The 16,738-nt window shown below is 39.6% G+C and carries 12 protein-coding genes and 3 pseudogenes; 14 read left to right on the forward strand and 1 reads right to left on the reverse strand.

Annotated features, from left to right (window positions below; all coding sequences use genetic code 11):
- Positions 1–333: 333 nt before the first annotated feature.
- The 8 genes and pseudogenes from MSBRM_RS21685 to MSBRM_RS07980 all read left to right on the forward strand — a co-directional run bounded on the left by MSBRM_RS21685 (position 334) and on the right by MSBRM_RS07980 (position 9,209).
- On the forward strand, positions 334–486 hold the full coding sequence (locus MSBRM_RS21685; RefSeq protein WP_080941471.1) for an iron chelate uptake ABC transporter family permease subunit: 153 nt from the start codon (positions 334–336) through the stop codon (positions 484–486).
- Positions 487–509: 23 nt separating this feature from the next.
- Positions 510–1,859: pseudogene (locus MSBRM_RS22200) on the forward strand (iron chelate uptake ABC transporter family permease subunit).
- Between the two features lie 48 nt (positions 1,860–1,907).
- Positions 1,908–2,090: a hypothetical protein gene (locus tag MSBRM_RS21190; protein WP_230629191.1), complete on the forward strand. Its 183-nt coding sequence runs from the start codon at positions 1,908–1,910 to the stop codon at positions 2,088–2,090.
- 159 nt (positions 2,091–2,249) lie between these two features.
- A complete protein-coding gene (locus tag MSBRM_RS07960; protein WP_255361932.1) occupies positions 2,250–2,912 on the forward strand; it encodes an ABC transporter substrate-binding protein in 663 nt (220 codons plus the stop codon).
- A 271-nt stretch (positions 2,913–3,183) separates the two neighbouring features.
- Positions 3,184–3,327 (forward strand): hypothetical protein, encoded by a 144-nt coding sequence (locus tag MSBRM_RS20225; protein WP_155400462.1) that lies wholly within the window; start codon positions 3,184–3,186, stop codon positions 3,325–3,327.
- 1,444 nt (positions 3,328–4,771) lie between these two features.
- Positions 4,772–7,150, forward strand: coding sequence for a CoB-CoM heterodisulfide reductase HdrA2 (gene hdrA2, locus MSBRM_RS07970; protein WP_048118056.1), 2,379 nt, complete (start codon positions 4,772–4,774; stop codon positions 7,148–7,150).
- Entirely contained in the window at positions 7,150–8,604 is a 1,455-nt protein-coding gene (locus tag MSBRM_RS07975) for a 4Fe-4S binding protein (protein ID WP_048155310.1), read from the forward strand. Before hdrA2 ends, MSBRM_RS07975 begins: the two co-directional genes overlap by 1 nt.
- Positions 8,605–8,993: 389 nt before the next feature.
- Complete coding sequence (locus tag MSBRM_RS07980; protein ID WP_080941470.1) at positions 8,994–9,209, forward strand: winged helix-turn-helix domain-containing protein; 216 nt, start codon at positions 8,994–8,996, stop codon at positions 9,207–9,209.
- An 80-nt stretch (positions 9,210–9,289) separates the two neighbouring features.
- Here the strand turns inward: MSBRM_RS07980 and MSBRM_RS07985 are convergent, their stop codons facing one another.
- Positions 9,290–9,715: a universal stress protein gene (locus MSBRM_RS07985; RefSeq protein WP_048155313.1), complete on the reverse strand. Its 426-nt coding sequence runs from the start codon at positions 9,713–9,715 to the stop codon at positions 9,290–9,292.
- Between the two features lie 1,075 nt (positions 9,716–10,790).
- Between MSBRM_RS07985 and MSBRM_RS22055 the strand changes: the two genes are divergently transcribed.
- The 6 genes and pseudogenes from MSBRM_RS22055 (at position 10,791) to MSBRM_RS08015 (ending at position 16,575) form a co-directional block, all read left to right on the forward strand.
- Entirely contained in the window at positions 10,791–11,450 is a 660-nt protein-coding gene (locus tag MSBRM_RS22055) for a hypothetical protein (RefSeq protein ID WP_048118047.1), read from the forward strand.
- 230 nt (positions 11,451–11,680) lie between these two features.
- Complete coding sequence (locus MSBRM_RS21195) at positions 11,681–11,881, forward strand: hypothetical protein (protein WP_048155316.1); 201 nt, start codon at positions 11,681–11,683, stop codon at positions 11,879–11,881.
- Between the two features lie 25 nt (positions 11,882–11,906).
- Positions 11,907–12,899, forward strand: coding sequence for an IS701 family transposase (locus tag MSBRM_RS08000; RefSeq protein ID WP_048155834.1), 993 nt, complete (start codon positions 11,907–11,909; stop codon positions 12,897–12,899).
- Positions 12,900–13,064: 165 nt separating this feature from the next.
- A complete protein-coding gene (locus MSBRM_RS08005; protein WP_048155319.1) occupies positions 13,065–14,264 on the forward strand; it encodes a beta-propeller fold lactonase family protein in 1,200 nt (399 codons plus the stop codon).
- Positions 14,265–14,409: 145 nt separating this feature from the next.
- A pseudogene (locus tag MSBRM_RS08010) lies at positions 14,410–14,984 on the forward strand (UPF0228 family protein).
- A gap of 167 nt (positions 14,985–15,151) precedes the next feature.
- Positions 15,152–16,575 (forward strand): annotated as a pseudogene (locus MSBRM_RS08015) (IS1634 family transposase).
- Positions 16,576–16,738 lie beyond the last annotated feature (163 nt).

The following is a 16,738-nucleotide window of genomic DNA, read 5'->3' on the forward strand; positions in this document are numbered from 1 at the left end:
GGTTGAAGGCTCATGAGTTATGATTCTCAAAAAAGCATACGTTAAACAGAAGTCAGTCATATTACAGAGAGGTACTATAACTTTACTCATAAAAAAAATCCTCTTTATCGGTGCCCTATGTCTGCTCATTATCATCAGCATTGGAATTGCCACATCGACAAGGTCTGCTGCCATCTCTTTTATATATGTATATACCTCAATTCTCAGTAAAATATTCCCTGATATTGTTGAGAGTTCCTGGTTAGCGGATGTCTGTCTCTGGAAACTTCGGTTTCCTCGTATTTTCATGGTGGGCTCTTTGCCGGGATTGCCCTCAGAACAGCAGGAGCTGCGATGCAGGGGGCTCTGAAAAACCCACTTGCTGATCCATATATGCTTGGAATTGCGTCAGCAGCAGGATTTGGAGCAGCGATCGCGATCGTATTCGGGACCGGAATTTTTGCCGGCAAATATCTCATCGTCGGAAATGCTTTTTTTTCTCACTGATAGCTTCAGCGGTCATTATTGCCATTGCTGAGAAAAAAAGCGGTTCGGCAGAAGCAATGGTTCTTACTGGAGTCTCTGTGATGTTTTTCTTCCAGGCCCTCACAACTTTTACAGAATATTTCGCAGAAGCGGAAGCAGTAAAGAGTGCAATGTTCTGGATGGTAGGAGACATCGGAAAAGCAAGATGGGAGGATTTCCGTTTTATCGTCCCCATCACGGCAATCCTTGTTCCTATACTCATCTGGAAATCCTGGGACCTTAATATAATAGGGGCAGGGGACGAGAGTGCAAAGAGCCTCGGGATAAATGTCAAAAAATTCCGGATACTTATTATGGTGGTCTCGTCACTTCTGGTTGCAGGAGTTGTCAGTTTTGTCGGAGCAATAGGGTTTATTGGGCTTGTCTCACCGCATATCTGCAGGCTGAGGAGGAGACAACCGATTCCTGATTCCTGCATCTGGATTGATGGGAGCAGTTTTCCTGATTATCTCGTATTCTATTGCAAGGACAGTTCTTTCGCCTGTAGTTGTTCCCGTAGGAGTTATCACAGCATTCCTCGGCGTACCTTTCTTTGTGTACCTTATCATGTACCGGAGGGAGTACTGTTGAATCTCTCTATCGACGGGGTCACGTTCTCATATGCTTCAGTGCCTGTGCGACATGGGATTTCAATGGAGTTTTGCGAACCAAGCGTTGTTGGCATAATAGGGCCAAACGGAGCCAGAAAGAGCACACTGCTCCGCTGTATCAATAACGTCCTTAAACCAAATAGTGGGTGGGTCTGCCTGGATGGGCAGAAGATCCATGACATGGACACGGTCGCAATCGCTCGAAATTTCGGTTATGTGCCCCAGGAGTTCCCAGTTACTTTTCAGGCAACTGTTTTTGACACGGTGCTTATGGGCGCGCCCATTCTCGTCCTGGAAGGTTAGCAGGGACTATGTTGAGATCGCTACAGGAGCCATCAAGATGCTGAATCTCGAACAGGTAGCACTCAGGCGCATCACTCGGAACTCTCCGGAGGCCAGCGGCAGCGGGTAATGATTGCAAGGGCACTCGTCCAGCAGAGTCGAGTACTTCTTCTTGACGAGCCGACCTCCAAGCTTGACATCAGGAACCAGCTTGAAGTAATGAATATTATCCGCACTCTTGTAGACAAACAGGGCCTTCTCTCAATACTCGTGATCCATGATCTTAATCTTGCTTCCCAGTATGTCGATCAGCTCATCATGCTCACGGAAGGAAAGATATACGCAGCTGGGACCCCTGTCTCGGTCCTGATACAGGAAAATATCAGAGTTGTCTATGGTGTTGAGGCTGCGGTAGTGCTCGAGGATAATCTGCCGCATGTCATCCCGAAGAGGTCGGTATGAGAAGTTTGATGGATGCCGAAAATATGAGAAAATTGAGGTGAAAAAGGTATGAAGCGCACAAAGGAATTAGTTGCCGGAATTGGAATTTTGCTGATAGTGTCAATTTTTGCAGTCTTTTCAACTGCAAATACTCAGGATACAAATACTACAGATGCAGATACTCAGATCAAAATTATTGATACTCTTGGCAGAGAAGTAACTCTTGATAAACCCGCCGAAATAATAGCATAACGCATTATTCAGTTGCCGAAGTCCTGAAAGCTATCGGAGCCTGGGAGTGGATTGTAGTACGGGATGGATATATATCTGATGAAAATTTTTATCCGAATCTAGATAAGATTCCTGCTATATGTCCGGCCAAGAGACCCATGGATATAGATTACAAAAATTATAGAAGCAAAGACCGATGTTCTAATCCTGCCAAAATTTGACTGGTATGGTACTACTGACGAAATAATCAACACACTTGAACCTGATATTCCAGTTGTTTTCGTTGATACACTAAACCCTGATTCCTTTTGTGATAATGTTACGATAATTGGGAAGATTGTCGGAAATGAAGAACAAGCACATGAATATACTGAGTTTTACAGCGAAATTAATGATCCTATAATAGCTAAAACTTCTCAGATCGCGCCGGAAGACCGTTTGAATGTTTTTTATAAAGCTTTTTCCGACACTCCTGAACAAATAAAAACCTATGGGAAAGACATGCCCGTTGTAAATGAGTTCATTAACGCTGCTGGTAGTAAAAACATTGCAGGAGATCTACCTTTTGCTTACGAAGATGTCGATAAAGAATGGGTCTTTAAACAGGACATCGATGCCATTGTAGTGATGTGCTGGGACCAGCATTACCCAGATGTATTCGGATATAATGTCAATGATTCTGAACTGCCTTCTGAGAAGGGTAAGGAGATCCAGGAAGAAATCATGCAGCAGGATGTCTTTACACATACTGATGCTGTAAAAAATAAAAAAGTATACCTGCTTCATAATGAATTACTTTCCACTCCAAGAAATATCATTGCCATAGCTTACATGGCCAAGTAGTTTTATCCTGATCTGTTTCCCGATCTCGACCCTCAAGCTCTCTACATCAGGAATCTGGACCGGTTCATAAAAACTGATTACAACCTTTCTAATGCCGGACTGTTTGCCTACCCGGCTTAACTACATTTCTAACAGATAGGAGAGCTAACAAATAGGAGAGTAACAACTATGAACGAATTTTAAGAAATTATAGTTTTATTAACTCGAATATATGAAATATCCCTTATCGTTAAGACAAACGCAATGATTGCGGGAGTTGAGATTACAACCTTTGACCATCTCAGCAAGCCTGTCCGGGCAAGAACTTGCCGAAAAATGCGCGGGATTAATGCAGGAACTACGGGAGTATATCTCAATACTGGCTGTCTGCGAACTTGCGAAAAATGGACGAGCTCTACCAAAACAGGTCGGCTAAGCAATACCTGGTCACTGATCTCCCTCCCCTACTCTGGTGATCTAATTTTATTTAAATATGAGCATCTGTCCATGAACCCGAAAAAAAATGCCTCAGCAGAAGAAAAACCTACGTTCTGCAGTATTTTTTCGAAAATCAATATTTTTCCTGGTAGCGGTTTTGAACAAGTGCAAATAATTTAGATTTTTAGTGGTATTTGGTGAAAATTGAATGATATCATTTTTTACCTCTAAATATACCACATTAAATATACCACATAGTTGGCTTTTACCTACTACATAAAAGTACAATAAATCCACGTTTGATTGAAAATCGATAGCAGTAAAAACATGAATTTTCGAAAATTTACTGCGGAAAGTGGGATAAAATATAAAATCCAGAAATTTTACTGCGGAAAGTGCGTTAGATGTGATTAGGAGCAGAAATGAAAAAGGAGCAGGAATAACCATTTTTGTTCCGTACTTTCATGCTAATTAGTTGATCCGGAACGAAATAAGAAAGTTAATATATCAATAAATATAAAATTTATTATATAAATAAACTGTCAAATTATAAAGTATAAATTAAATATTGCAGTTTGTAGTGAAAAATAATTAACTAAAATAGGGTCACTGGAAATTATCTGATTTCTAACATACTAAATCAAAGTCGAGCTGGTTCACCTTGCTGCAATCAACGTATGTTCACGCCCCCGCTCAAAATACCGTTAAAGGAGACAATAACCCTAAAAAACTTATAGTCACGCCTGTATATAGTCACGCCTGTAATTATTGCAACAAAAACTCATTGTACCTTATTGAGTAGTTGCATTATTTATCTTCGTGCCTATAGTTTGATCAGAAGTTAACAATCGAAAAATGGAATTGATAAATTATATAATCATCAACGGTTACCTGGAAAATTTTCCATCCAGTAGCAAGCTAGTGGGGTATTCAACTGAAAGAAAACTAGCTAACAAAAAAGAATTAATGAAACCGGGCATTTGGAGATACTGAAAATAATCTGAGTTCTAAAATATTTAATCAATTTCAGTGAATTTAGAAAAAAGCCTTATAAAATAAAGGTTTTGATTTTGTACAAAACACCTATATTTTTATTTAGTTCAAAAGATAATGTATAGCGATATATAAAAGTAACTGATTTGTGTCTGAGTGCCTAATTCACAACTGAGTAACAAATTAATTGATAAGTAATAACTTAATTGGTATTAGCAAATTCATGAACTTGAAATGTAAAACCCCTCTCAGTTCAAAAAAAGTCTTTGTTGATCAGCTGTACCAACCTGACTTTTCTGTATGGTAATATGTCCTGGATACACGGTTCTGAATTATGGTCCAGAAATTCTCAGAAATTATAACTTTCAAGTTATAAAAACATGTTAAAAACGGATCACAACGTAATTGTTAACATTCAACATAAAACACAGGTTATGGAGTCACCAATTATGCGAATCGGAGTCTACATTTGCCACTGCGGGCTAAATATTGCTGGAGTAATAGATGTATTAGCTCTGCAGGAAATGGCGGCTAAACTGGAAGATGTGGTGCTCGCCCGGGAAGTACAGTTTCTATGTTCCGATTCCGGACAGGAAGGCATCATTAAGGATATAAAAGAAAATAAAATCGACAGGGTTGTAATAGCTGCCTGCTCCCCAAGGTTGCATGAAAAGACCTTCAGGCATGTAATGGAAAAAGCCGGGTTGAATCCTTACCTTATGGAAATGGTAAATATAAGGGAGCAGTGCTCATGGGTGCACGCCGATGACCCCCAGATGGCAACCCAGAAGGCTTTTGACCTTATAAGGATGGGAGTCGCAAAGGCAAAATTCCTCAAGGAGCTGAGTGCAACAAGTTCCAAAGCCAGCAGAAATGTCCTGATTATAGGAGGAGGAGTTGCCGGAATCGAAGCAGCCCTGAACCTTGCTGAAGCCGGCTTTCCAGTCACAATGGTAGAAAAAGAATCCACAATCGGAGGCAAAATGGCCCTGATGAATGAGGTCTTTCCTACAAACGACTGCTCCATCTGTGTGCTTGCTCCTAAAATGACGGAAGTTCAGAACCATCCGAATATTAACCTTTACACCTATTCCGAAGTTACGGATATTTCCGGGTCCGTCGGCAAATTTCATGTAAAAGTCACACGCAAACCCAGGTTTATACTTGAAGACAAATGCAAAGGCTGTGTCGACCTCTGCTCTGCGGTTTGTCCCGTAGAAATCGAAAACCCCATGAATTATGGGGTTGGAAAGACCAGAGCCATATATATGCCAATCCCCCAGTCCGTTCCTCAGGTAGTGCTCATAGACCCTGACCACTGTGTAGGCTGCGGGCTGTGTTTACAGGCCTGCCCTGCCGATGCTGTGGATTACGAACAAAAACCTGAAGAAATTGAGTTTGAAGCCGGAGCAGTTATTGTTTCAACAGGTTATCAGCTCTTTGATGCATCAAGGAAAAAGGAGTACGGATTTGGGAAATATCCTGATGTTATCACAAATATGCAGCTTGAGCGCATGCTTAACTCTGCAGGGCCAACAGGTGGAAGAGTCATAGTGCCTTCCACAGGCAAACCACCAAAAAGCGTTTCGTTCATTCAATGTGTCGGGTCAAGAGATAAAACCGTTGGCAATGAATACTGCTCAAGGGTTTGCTGCATGGCTGCACTTAAGAATTCCCAGATGGTTAAGGAACGTTATCCTGACACTGAGATCACAATTCACTACATCGACATCAGGGCTGCAGGGGAGATGTATGAGGAATATTATACAAGGACGCAGTCTATGGGCGTTGATTTTATTCGGGGAAAAGTTGCCGAAATTTACGCAGGTGAAGACGGTAGGCCTGTACTCCGTTATGAAGATACTCTTGAATCCCGGATCGAAGAAGAGGCCTGTGATCTTGTCGTGCTTTCAACAGGCTACGAGCCCAGCAAATCAGCAGAAGGCATAGGCCGGATGCTAAATCTTGCCCGCCGGCCTGACAGGTTCTTTGCAAGTGCCCACCCGAAAATGCGCCCTGTAGATGCCCCCGTCAGCGGAGTTTTCCTTGCAGGCTGCGCCTCAGGACCTAAAGAGATCCAGGTTTCGATTGCCCAGGGAAGTGCATGTGCGTCCAAGGTTATGCAGCTTCTTGGGACAGGAGAGCTTGAAGCCGATCCTATGGGAGCCCATGTTGATCCTGAAAAATGCATAGGGTGCCGGACCTGTCTTGAGGTATGTAAATTTGGGAAAATCAAAATAGAAAATAAAAAAGCTGTTGTAGACGAGGTTTCATGTTACGGCTGCGGAGACTGCAGTGCTGCATGCCCTGCAGGGGCAATACAGATGCGGAACTTCGAAAACGAACAGATTCTTGCTCAGGTCCGGGCTGCAACTGCTCACAGGTCCCAGAGTCCTTTCGTTGTGGCTTTCCTTTGCAACTGGTGCAGTTACGCCTGTGCAGACCTGACCGGGATGTCAAGGCTCCATTACCCGACAAACATCAGGGTTATCCGTACTATGTGCTCGGCAAGGGTAAATCCGGAGTTCGTGCTTGAAGCCTTAAAAGGCGGAGCCGACGGAGTGCTTGTTGCGGGCTGCAGAATGGACGAGTGTCACTACATCCACGGGAACTTTGACGCAAAACAGAGGATGGATGTCTTAAAGGAAGTTATAAAGGAAATCGGACTTGACCCCAGACGGCTGAGGACCCTATGGATCTCTGCTGCCGAAGGAGAACGTTTCTCAAACACAATTACCGAATTTGTAAAGGAACTTGAAGGCATCGGGCCTATAGGAACCGAACTCAAGCTTGGAGAACCCGAAGCCGAACCTGAGGAGGTGGCATAATGAGCGAGGAGCACACCGAACAGGAAACTCACATCTGCAGAGGCTGCTGCGGGACCGAAGAAAATGAAGTTACAGAGCCTGAAGCCACTGAGCCCGAGGATTTTGAAGCCGAGGATCTCGAAGCTGAAGCTCCAGAGACTGATGAGAGTGAAGCCCAGGAAAAGATCACAGTTGCTACCAGCATGGACCTTCAGGGCTCTCATTTTATTTATACCCAGACAACCGATAAATCCATCAAAACTCTGGATTATGATTACAAGCGCTGTAATGGTTGTGGGATCTGTGCAGAAATCTGCCCAACAAAAGCGCTTGAAATGGGACCACTTCATGAGATTGCAACCGGGCTTGATGCACCTGCTGTGATGATGGACCTTGATAAATGTACCTTCTGCAGGATGTGCTCAAACCTCTGCCCTGTGCATGCTATAACCTTTGAGGCTGTGGGTGAAGTTCCTGATGAGAAACGGTATCCGAAGTATGATGCTTTTGTTAAGATTAATGAGAAATGCCTCCCCTGCGCTCTCTGTGAGGGAGCCTGCCCTCAGGACGCGATCGAAGTTGAGTTCACCTTCCCAAAAAAAGAAGAGATTGCGCCTTTAAAGGAAGGGGCAGAAGGAGAGATCGAAATTGACACTGAAAAGTGTAATTTCTGCGGAATCTGCGTCCGGTTCTGTGACGCCTTTATCCTGCTTGAGCGTGAATCCACACCTGACAATCCTGTGCCTTTCGAGCAGATCCTTGTAGACGAGGATAAATGTGATTATTGTGTACTCTGCCAGGACCTCTGCCCTGAAGAAGCAATAAAGGTTAAAGGGGAACGCCCCTGCGAGGCTCCGAAAGTTGAGGGGAATGTTAAGATAGACGAGCTGAAGTGTACACAGTGCGCTCGCTGCAAGACCGTCTGTCCGTATGAAGCCGTAGATTTGCAAAAACCCATGGAAGGGGGACTGGCCCTTATTGAGACAAACCTGAAGGAATGCGATCCTCAGGGTTGCCGCGGCTGTTTCAATGTCTGTCCCTCCAAACTCTGGTATGTGCCTACAGATCCTGAAGACCCAAGAAAAATTGCTTTTAAGGAGGATTTCTGTACCTATTGTGGAGCCTGTGTAAAAGCATGTCATTTAGATGCTATTAAAGTGGACAGGACCGATGTCCACCACACTGAAATTCCTGATGCACCCTGGGCTGCTCAGTGGAGGGATGCAATCGAGTCCCTGAAAACTGGAGTAAGGAGAGGAGTCGACCGTGCAGTACCCAGAGAAACCGAGACCTTTAAAGCCCAGAAGTTCATGGGCATAACACCCCCCGGAGTTGACGAGGAAATGCTTGCAGCTGTGCAGGCAAAGCTTGAGTCTGTAATGCCAGCTCTCAGGAGTGCTAAGGTCAGGAAACTCTGGGAAACTGACTCCCCGAAAAATACAGCTACAGCCGTGAAAAAGAAAATCAAAAGTTAAAAAGTGAAAGTTGAAGGAAGTAAAAGTGAAAGTTGAAGGAAGTAAAAGTGAAAGTTGAAGGAAGTAAAAGTGAAAGTTGAAGGAAGTAAAAGTGAAAGTTGAAGGAAGTAAAAGTGAAAGTTGAAGGAAGTAAAAGTGAAAGTTGAAGGAAGTAAAAGTGAAAGTTGAAGCAAGTGAAAGTGAGAATGAAAATGAATTCTCACTTTACTATTAAATCATTTTTACTTATTGGAAAAGACCTTAACAGAAAAACCTAATATATTAACCAAGCATATTATTTAAGGTCTGCTTATTCAGAATTTATAAATTTATGATCCTGAAAACAGTACCTGAAAACAGTACCTGCTTTTTAAAGTAAAACAATTCTGAGAATGAAATTGGTGATAAATATGCCAGAGAACATGAACTTAAAAATTGGGGAAGCTGCAGGAGTGTTGTATCATAAGCTAGAGGAAGGTGAATGCAGTTTGAACCAGATAAAGATTCACCTAAGTGACAATGGTTTTGATTCTCAAATAGCTTTGATGTCTATTGGCTGGCTTGCTAGAGAAGACAAAATAAGCGTTGATAAAGAATCTAATCGTTGGTATGTCCGATTGAAATAACCCTTATTGAATGTTTGGACGATATACTTGTTTTACATCAAAATGATTTTCCATTATACTTTTATTAGCTTGCTTTTCCTTTAAGACTTACTTTTTTCTCTTACAACCATAACAGGGACTTTTGAGTGCCGTACAACATTTACGGCAACGCTGCCTAAAAGCAGCCGATCAATTCCTGTTCTGCCAAGAGTGCCCATAACAATAATATCCATTTTTTCTTCTTCGGCGTATCGGATCAGCTCAGAGGCAGGATGACCTTCAAGCAGGACACACTTGACATTAACATTTTCCATCTCTCCGATCCCTTTTACATAATTAACGGCGTCAGATCCGTCTTTTCTCAAAGCCTCACGCATTCTCTCCCAGTTAAAATCCACAGCCATCGAAGAAAAATACTCCGTGGATATTACATAAACTGCGTAAACCGTCCCTCCGCTTAACCTGGCAAGTTCTATCCCTTTATTGGCAGCAAGCCTTGAGCAAACCGAGCCGTCAGTTGCAATCATTATTTTCTTAAAAGTAACGTTCTCTATGTAAAATCCCCCATTTATTCATTCACCTGTAAGAAATATAATAGCATCGGGTTTCATGAAGTGAAGATGCAAGATACCTGGTAAGATTTCTACATACACGTGAACTAGAGCAAAATTAACAGTTCATTAATTTTGTTTGATCCCAAATTATTTTCCTTTTTTAGTTTTCTATTGCAGTTATTCTCATATACATGTGGTCTACTGTTTTGTCCCAACTTCGTATATGTTTCTCATATATGACCATCCTACTATATGATCATCCTACAGTTCCAAAACGAATTGAAGTTTACTTAATGTTTAAATTTTAAGTAGCCTGCTGTTGTATTATGTATTGGACTTCCAACTGGTTTTGAGTCTGAGAAAATATTTCAGGACATAACAGTAGTTCACTAATTTTTACTTCCTCTTAAACAGTGCCTTCCGATATTCATAAAACAATAACAATGCTTCCATATCTCTTTTATCACCCAAATCTGGATACAAATGTAGCTTGCAAAGCTGTTGCACCCTTGATACAGCAAAATTTTGTTGATATAGTTGATTTTCGAATATTTTACTCTTTAATATCATAAATCACGCATTTATTTACCACCATGTTACGGTTAAGAAATATACCAGTTTAGACTCAACATAGTTCAATCTCATATGGTCTTATATGAGTACAAATTTTATTCTTTTATCTTTTATATACATATCTGAATATAGTCGGACAATGTGTTTATATATGAGCTTTCTGGCCAAATCATCCGACAATCAAAGATTCTGAAATAATTAATGATTCGAAAAAAGTATGAAAAACGGATAGTTTTATGATCTGGTGAAATAGTTTATGGTTTATATATAATGTATTAGTAATAGTTTATGGAGTTCAAAAGTACTTTCCAGGTAACCCAAACTCCATAAAATGTGCCCTAAGAGGCAGTGATTATGTTAGCTTTGCCCATATTTAAGCTTGCCTGATTCTGCCTCCTAGGGTTATAAGGAGGATAAATATGAAGCGTAATAGAATTGGAATAGGTATACTTGTTTTAGCAACTCTGCTGTTGGTATGGTGTTGATACCGGCCGCAAGTGCACAGAAAGAGGATAATTATTCTGTAACTGCAGAGAAAGCCTTTGAGCACGCAAATGCACAGATGCTACATTTTATAGCAACTAACACATCAGGTTTTGAAAACTGGACAGAAGCCACTATTGATTCAAAACCATTGGAACTTTATGATATAAATGGCCAAAAATTGTATTATCAATTTTCAGCATATAAAAATAATAAGGTAATAGGTCAAATATACAGTGAAAGTAATTCGGAAATGTCGGAGTATATGTATCCAAATGGCCCTGTTACAAATTATAGTTATACCATAGATGGCGTTCTCAAAGTAGCTGTTAATAAAACGGTTGAAGAACCTTTCATGGACGAAATATACCATATATTTGACTCAAAAGCGAGCTCTATAGGGATTAAAGAAGTTCCTTTGGTGTTTATGCGTGAAGATCTTGTTGTGCCAGTAGACAAAGCGACTTCAGCTGTTGAACAGACTAATTTGTCTACATCTAAAGAAGAGAATAATGAGAAACTCAATAATTCAAGCAATAATAATTCTGAATCTGATGGGGGTAGATCGAGCGAAAATAATTCTACTCCAGGTTTTGGATTATTAGGAAGTTTGACCTGCCTGTATGGGGGATGGAAGCTCAGGAAAAAGTAATGCGAGACTTGGAGAACCTGAAGTACTGGTATTAATGATCTATTGTCTCTCAAAATGATCTATTGTCTCTCAAGTCTGATGTACAAACTTAAGAAACCTGATATATCGAAACACTGCACATCATGAGGGATTGAAATTCTTCAATATTTTTGTGTGCTGGTATGAACGAAATCCATGAGAGAGTCGCTGATGTTGTTGCTTTTTAATGAATCCATAAGTTGGGGTTTAAAATGGAAAAAATAACATGTGATAAAATACATCGAGAGCATACTCTCATAAGAGTTTTGGGAATAACTTCACTTACGATTTTAATATTGGCTGGTGTAGCAAGTGCAGCTCCATTTGCATATGTGACAAATCTGGGAGATTTAGGACTTACGCAGTTAAAATGCCGAAAACTTGATATCTTTATAAATATACTTATGGCTTAGTGTTTCTCTAAAAACGTACGGAGTTATGGACATAAATCCACCTAAGTGTACCGACATTGACTACATTAATTTTCTCATTGCGGCTTCTAACGTTTTTAGCTGTACTGAAGCTGCTAGATGTTATCCAGACATAGCTAATGCTCCTTCTCATGATGCTTTTACTCGTTGCCTTCAAAGGCAACCTCCAGACACGGAAGCACTATGGGAGGAAGTAAAAAGTTATGTCAAGCTTAAGGGAGGATACCTAATTGTTGATGATTCAACATTAGATAAACCATACGCAGAAGAAATTGCTTTTGTTCGTCGTATGTGGAGTGGAAAACATCATCGTACTGTAAAGGGAATAGGCCTGGTTACCTTAGTTTGGACTGACGGTACAACCGTTATACCTATCGATTTTCGAATTTATAACATCGATGTAGACGACAAAACAAAGAATGACCATTTCCGTGATATGCTTGACAAGGCCGAAGAACGTGGTTTTAATCCCAAATTCGTTTTATTTGATACATGGTATGCAAGTGTGAAAAACCTTAAAGCCATTAGACAGAAAGAGTGGCATTTCCTTACAAGATTGAAAAATAATCGTTTGGTAAATCCTGACAACAAGGGAAATGTGCCACTTGAAACAGTAGATATTCCTCCAAAAGGACGTGTGGTTCACCTCAAAGCATATGGATTTGTAAAGGTGTTTAGGATAGTTTCAAAAAATGGAGACACGCAACACTGGGTTACAGATGTGCAAGAGATGGATGAAGCAAAACGTGAAGATTTGGCAAAGAAGTCATGGAAAATTGAGGAATATCATAGGGGAATAAAACAGTTCTGTGGTGTCGAAAAATGTCAGGCAAGAAAGGAAGAATCACAAAGAGCACATATAATGTTCTCATTAAGAGCTTTTCTTAGACTGGAATTACAAAGAATCAAAAGTGGAATATCCTGGTTTGAAAGTGCTATGAAAATTAGAAGAGTGGCAGTGACAGAATACTTAAGGAATCCCCAATACACGTTAAATTAATTCAAATATTTGAAAGTTTGGAAAAAACAATATGCTAGGAGCCAACTGCGTAACTCCTAAGATTATAATCAGAGAGGTTATTATTATGATACGAATTATAATGGTACTGTTCCTACTCCTAGTGTCACTGTAATTGACACAGCAACTAACAATATTACAGCCAGAGTGCCTCTCGGCGATGGGTGGCCTATAGGAGTTGCAGTCAACCCTGCAGGAACAAGGGTATATGTAGCGTCCGCAACTATAGACGACGCCTGCATTGTTTATGTAATTGACACAGCCATAAATACGGTCAATACCAAAGTGAATATCGGAAGTAGCTATCCTTCGGAAATTACAGTTAACCCTGCAGGAACAAGAATTTATGTGACGAAACAGCATGATTACACCGATATCTCTGTAATTAACACAGCGACAAACACCTTAATGGCACCGATTATTGTGGGGCCGAGTACTTACAATGTTGCATTTACACCGGATGGAAAAAAAATCTATGCTGCAAACAGTCGAAACAACACTATTTACGTAATTGATGCGGCTACAAACAAAGTTACAGCCAATGTACCTGTAGGAGACAGTCCTTATGAAGTTGTAGTCACACCGGACGGAAAAAAGGTATACGTACCTAACTATAACAGCAGCACTGTGTCTGTAATTGACAAAGCCACCGATAATGTTACAGCGACCGTGCCTGTAGGAGACTCGCCTCGGCGTGTTGCAGTCACTTCTGATGGAAATAAAGTATATATCGCTAACAACAACACTGTGTCTGTAATTGATACAGCCGCAGATATTGTAATAGCCACTGTGCCTGTAGGAACTTCTTCTTGTGAAATTGTAGTCAGTCCAGATGGAAGTAAGGTATATTTAGGAAACTTTTACAATAACAGTGTCACTGTAATTAATACAAAAACAAACACCGTCACAGCCAAAGTGCCTGTAGGAGAATGGCCCATGGGAATTGCAGTCACACCGGATGGAAAAAAGGTATATGTGGCAAACGCTGACAGCGACAATGTCTCTGTAATTGATTCAACCACAAATAACGTTACAGCTACGGTGAACGCAGGAATATACCCTACCGGAGTTATAATTGTGCCTTTTACACATTCTAATATAACTTATCAAAGCACAAGTGCAACCTCCAATGCAACTGAAGATATAGGAGTTGAAAAAACTAACTGTTCTTCATCTGAAGAACAAAACGCTGTCGAACTCAATAAGTCAAAAAATAATACTTCTGAATCCTATAATGGTAATAGCTCAGGTAGAAATGAGTCGAGCAAAAATAACTCTACTCCAGGCTTTGGATTATTGGGAAGCTTGATCTGTCTTTATGGAGGGTGGAAGTTCAGCAAGAAGTAATACAGAGCTTAGATAACCAGATTGCTGGTGAATGGTAATCCATTACCTGCTGGTGTATGGAACATGAAGTACAGAAATCTGATGTATCGAAGCATTGCATATATATGAAGAACTAAGCTCCTCATCTTTTTTAGAGGTAAAGTATATGAATAAAATTAGAAAGAAAATAGCTTTTTTATCGTTCTATTAATTCTTGTAGTATTTTATGGGTTTATGCAAATTCCCACGTATAGAGAGACGAAAATAGCTGGTTTTCTCATCCAATTTGAAAATGGAACAACTGAGCCTGAAGCTAAAGCCGTTCTTGAAAACTACAATATGACATTGAACTATAGTCTGGATTGCAATTGGAATAATGGCGGTTACAAATACTACATAAAGGTGTACAAAGATGATTTACCGAATGTAGTAAGAGATGGATTAAAGAAAGACGAAAACTGGACTGATTCTGCTTTACCTTCTTTTACAAAGGGAGATTATATTATATATCCGGTAACAGAACAAGTCGTCCATGATAATAATTTTCATGAGATCCTGAAAAGATATAACATTCAGGTGAAAACTTTTGTCTGGTGTCTAGTTAGCTACAAAGATAATTCAACTAGGTATGATATTCTGGGAAAGAATTGTATTACGGAGAAAGATGCAATTAGAATAACAAATGAACTTGAAACCAACGGGAAAATTTTAACTGTAATGCCTGATTATATTTTATATTAAATATATTTAATAGACGATGGAAAAGGTACAAGACCTGATAAAACTGCTATTCTTGAGGAATTGTTGAACACAATTAATACCAAAATATAACTTTTTTATTGCGCATATATCCTGACTTTGACAGTTACATAAAAATAAGTGCTCTCTGTTTTGTATAATTCGGTCCAATGAACATCACAAAACAGAGAGCCTTCCCTACAATTCCTAACAAGAATATATGTGTTTCTATCGGATCTATTCTTGCTGTCCAATATTTTTATGAAAAGCTTAATTTCTGTGATATTTTTAGTAATCATAAAAGTAAAGGTCTTGATCTCAATAGTTTAATCGGTTTGTTAAGCTACAAATTAACTGATAATTTTAGTATCAAAGAAGCTGGCAAATGGTTAAATCAGAAAGAGATTCTGGATATCTTAAATCTTGGAAGTTTTCACGAAAGAGTTCTTTACAGAACTCTTGAGCTTTTGGGACGTAACAAAGAGGAAATTCTGTGTGATATTCTGGACTCTCTCTTTTCTACTTATGGTTTTGAAGAGACGAATATAAACCTGGATTGGACAAGTATAGTTCTTCACGGAACTAAAGCCAACCTTGGTAAATTCGGATATAGCAGAGATCACGGACCTGACAAGTTGCAGAGAACAGTTGGAGTTAGTGAGTTAGCTGATCCCATAAACATACCTATCGAAGTTACAGTGAATAAAGGAAACGTTCTTGATCTTGAGCACTTTTCTGATACTTTTAACCAGGTTAAAAGTAGGCTTAAAAAAGGCTCTCTTATTGTTTTTGATAAAGGAGCTAATAACAAAGACAATCTCAACCTTATACTGGATGCTGAAATGGATTATCTCACTTCCATGAAGCTGAATAAGAGTGATGATAAAATAATTGAGAACTTTGATCTGGAAAGAGCAGAATTGATTGATTCCAAAAAATGTATATATGGAATAAAAATCGTTAAGCTCAGTACTATTAAGTACTTTTATTTCTCTGAATCTCTACAGAAAAAGCAGTTAGAAGTAAAAGCAAGAGCTGCTATGAGGAAATTACAGGAAGAAAAATAAGTTCAAAAGGCCATATAACAAAAAAATCTTCCCAAAAGATTCAGAGTAAATAATGAGTTGATTGAGATTAATTACTCTTTTAGAACTAAGCTCTTCGAGCTTAGTGACGAGGAAGCTATTGAACTCCTGAAAGCTTCACTGATTAATGGGAGAGAAGGATTTTTCTGTCTGAAATCAAACAGGGATTTGACACTTGAAGATGCATTGATAACATACAGAAAAAAAGATTCTATTGAGAAAATATTCCATTCATTGAAGAACGAAATAAACATTAAACCGTTGAGAGTGTGGTCGGATGATAGCATTTATGGAGCTATTATCCTTGGTTTTATCGCTCAATTATTCATATCGCTGATGCGAGATGAATTTGAAGGGATAAAACACGTATCTACAAAATTCATTAAAAAAGCTTGAAGAATTTGACACTTACAATCAAATTCAAGATAAATGGAGTAAAAAACTATATTTTTGCGAATTTTGACTGGATAAATAGCTTAATAGTAGCAAAAATGAATGTAATTACATAGAATATATAACAAATTTTTATAAACTTAAACAAATTGTCAAGTCCATTTGGGATAAAAAGAAGGGAAATATTCAGTAACAATTAGTGGATACTGTCAAAGTCAGGTTTTATTTCAAAATGCTTCACCACCGAAAACTGGTACAAAAGTATCAATTAATGACCCC

This window comes from Methanosarcina barkeri MS (assembly GCF_000970025.1).
Classification (GTDB): domain Archaea; phylum Halobacteriota; class Methanosarcinia; order Methanosarcinales; family Methanosarcinaceae; genus Methanosarcina; species Methanosarcina barkeri.

Excerpts from the sequence above, each read along its gene's own strand:
- MSBRM_RS21190 (WP_230629191.1), top strand. The coding sequence starts at position 1,908 with ATGAAGCGCACAAAGGAATTAGTTGCCGGAATTGGAATTTTGCTGATA.
- hdrA2 (WP_048118056.1), top strand. The coding sequence starts at position 4,772 with ATGCGAATCGGAGTCTACATTTGCCACTGCGGGCTAAATATTGCTGGA.
- MSBRM_RS08000 (WP_048155834.1), top strand. The coding sequence starts at position 11,907 with ATGGACATAAATCCACCTAAGTGTACCGACATTGACTACATTAATTTT.
- MSBRM_RS21195 (WP_048155316.1), top strand. The coding sequence starts at position 11,681 with ATGGAAAAAATAACATGTGATAAAATACATCGAGAGCATACTCTCATA.
- MSBRM_RS07975 (WP_048155310.1), top strand. The coding sequence starts at position 7,150 with ATGAGCGAGGAGCACACCGAACAGGAAACTCACATCTGCAGAGGCTGC.
- MSBRM_RS07980 (WP_080941470.1), top strand. The coding sequence starts at position 8,994 with ATGCCAGAGAACATGAACTTAAAAATTGGGGAAGCTGCAGGAGTGTTG.
- MSBRM_RS07985 (WP_048155313.1), bottom strand. The coding sequence starts at position 9,715 with ATGATTGCAACTGACGGCTCGGTTTGCTCAAGGCTTGCTGCCAATAAA.
- MSBRM_RS21685 (WP_080941471.1), top strand. The coding sequence starts at position 334 with ATGCAGGGGGCTCTGAAAAACCCACTTGCTGATCCATATATGCTTGGA.
- MSBRM_RS22055 (WP_048118047.1), top strand. The coding sequence starts at position 10,791 with ATGGTGTTGATACCGGCCGCAAGTGCACAGAAAGAGGATAATTATTCT.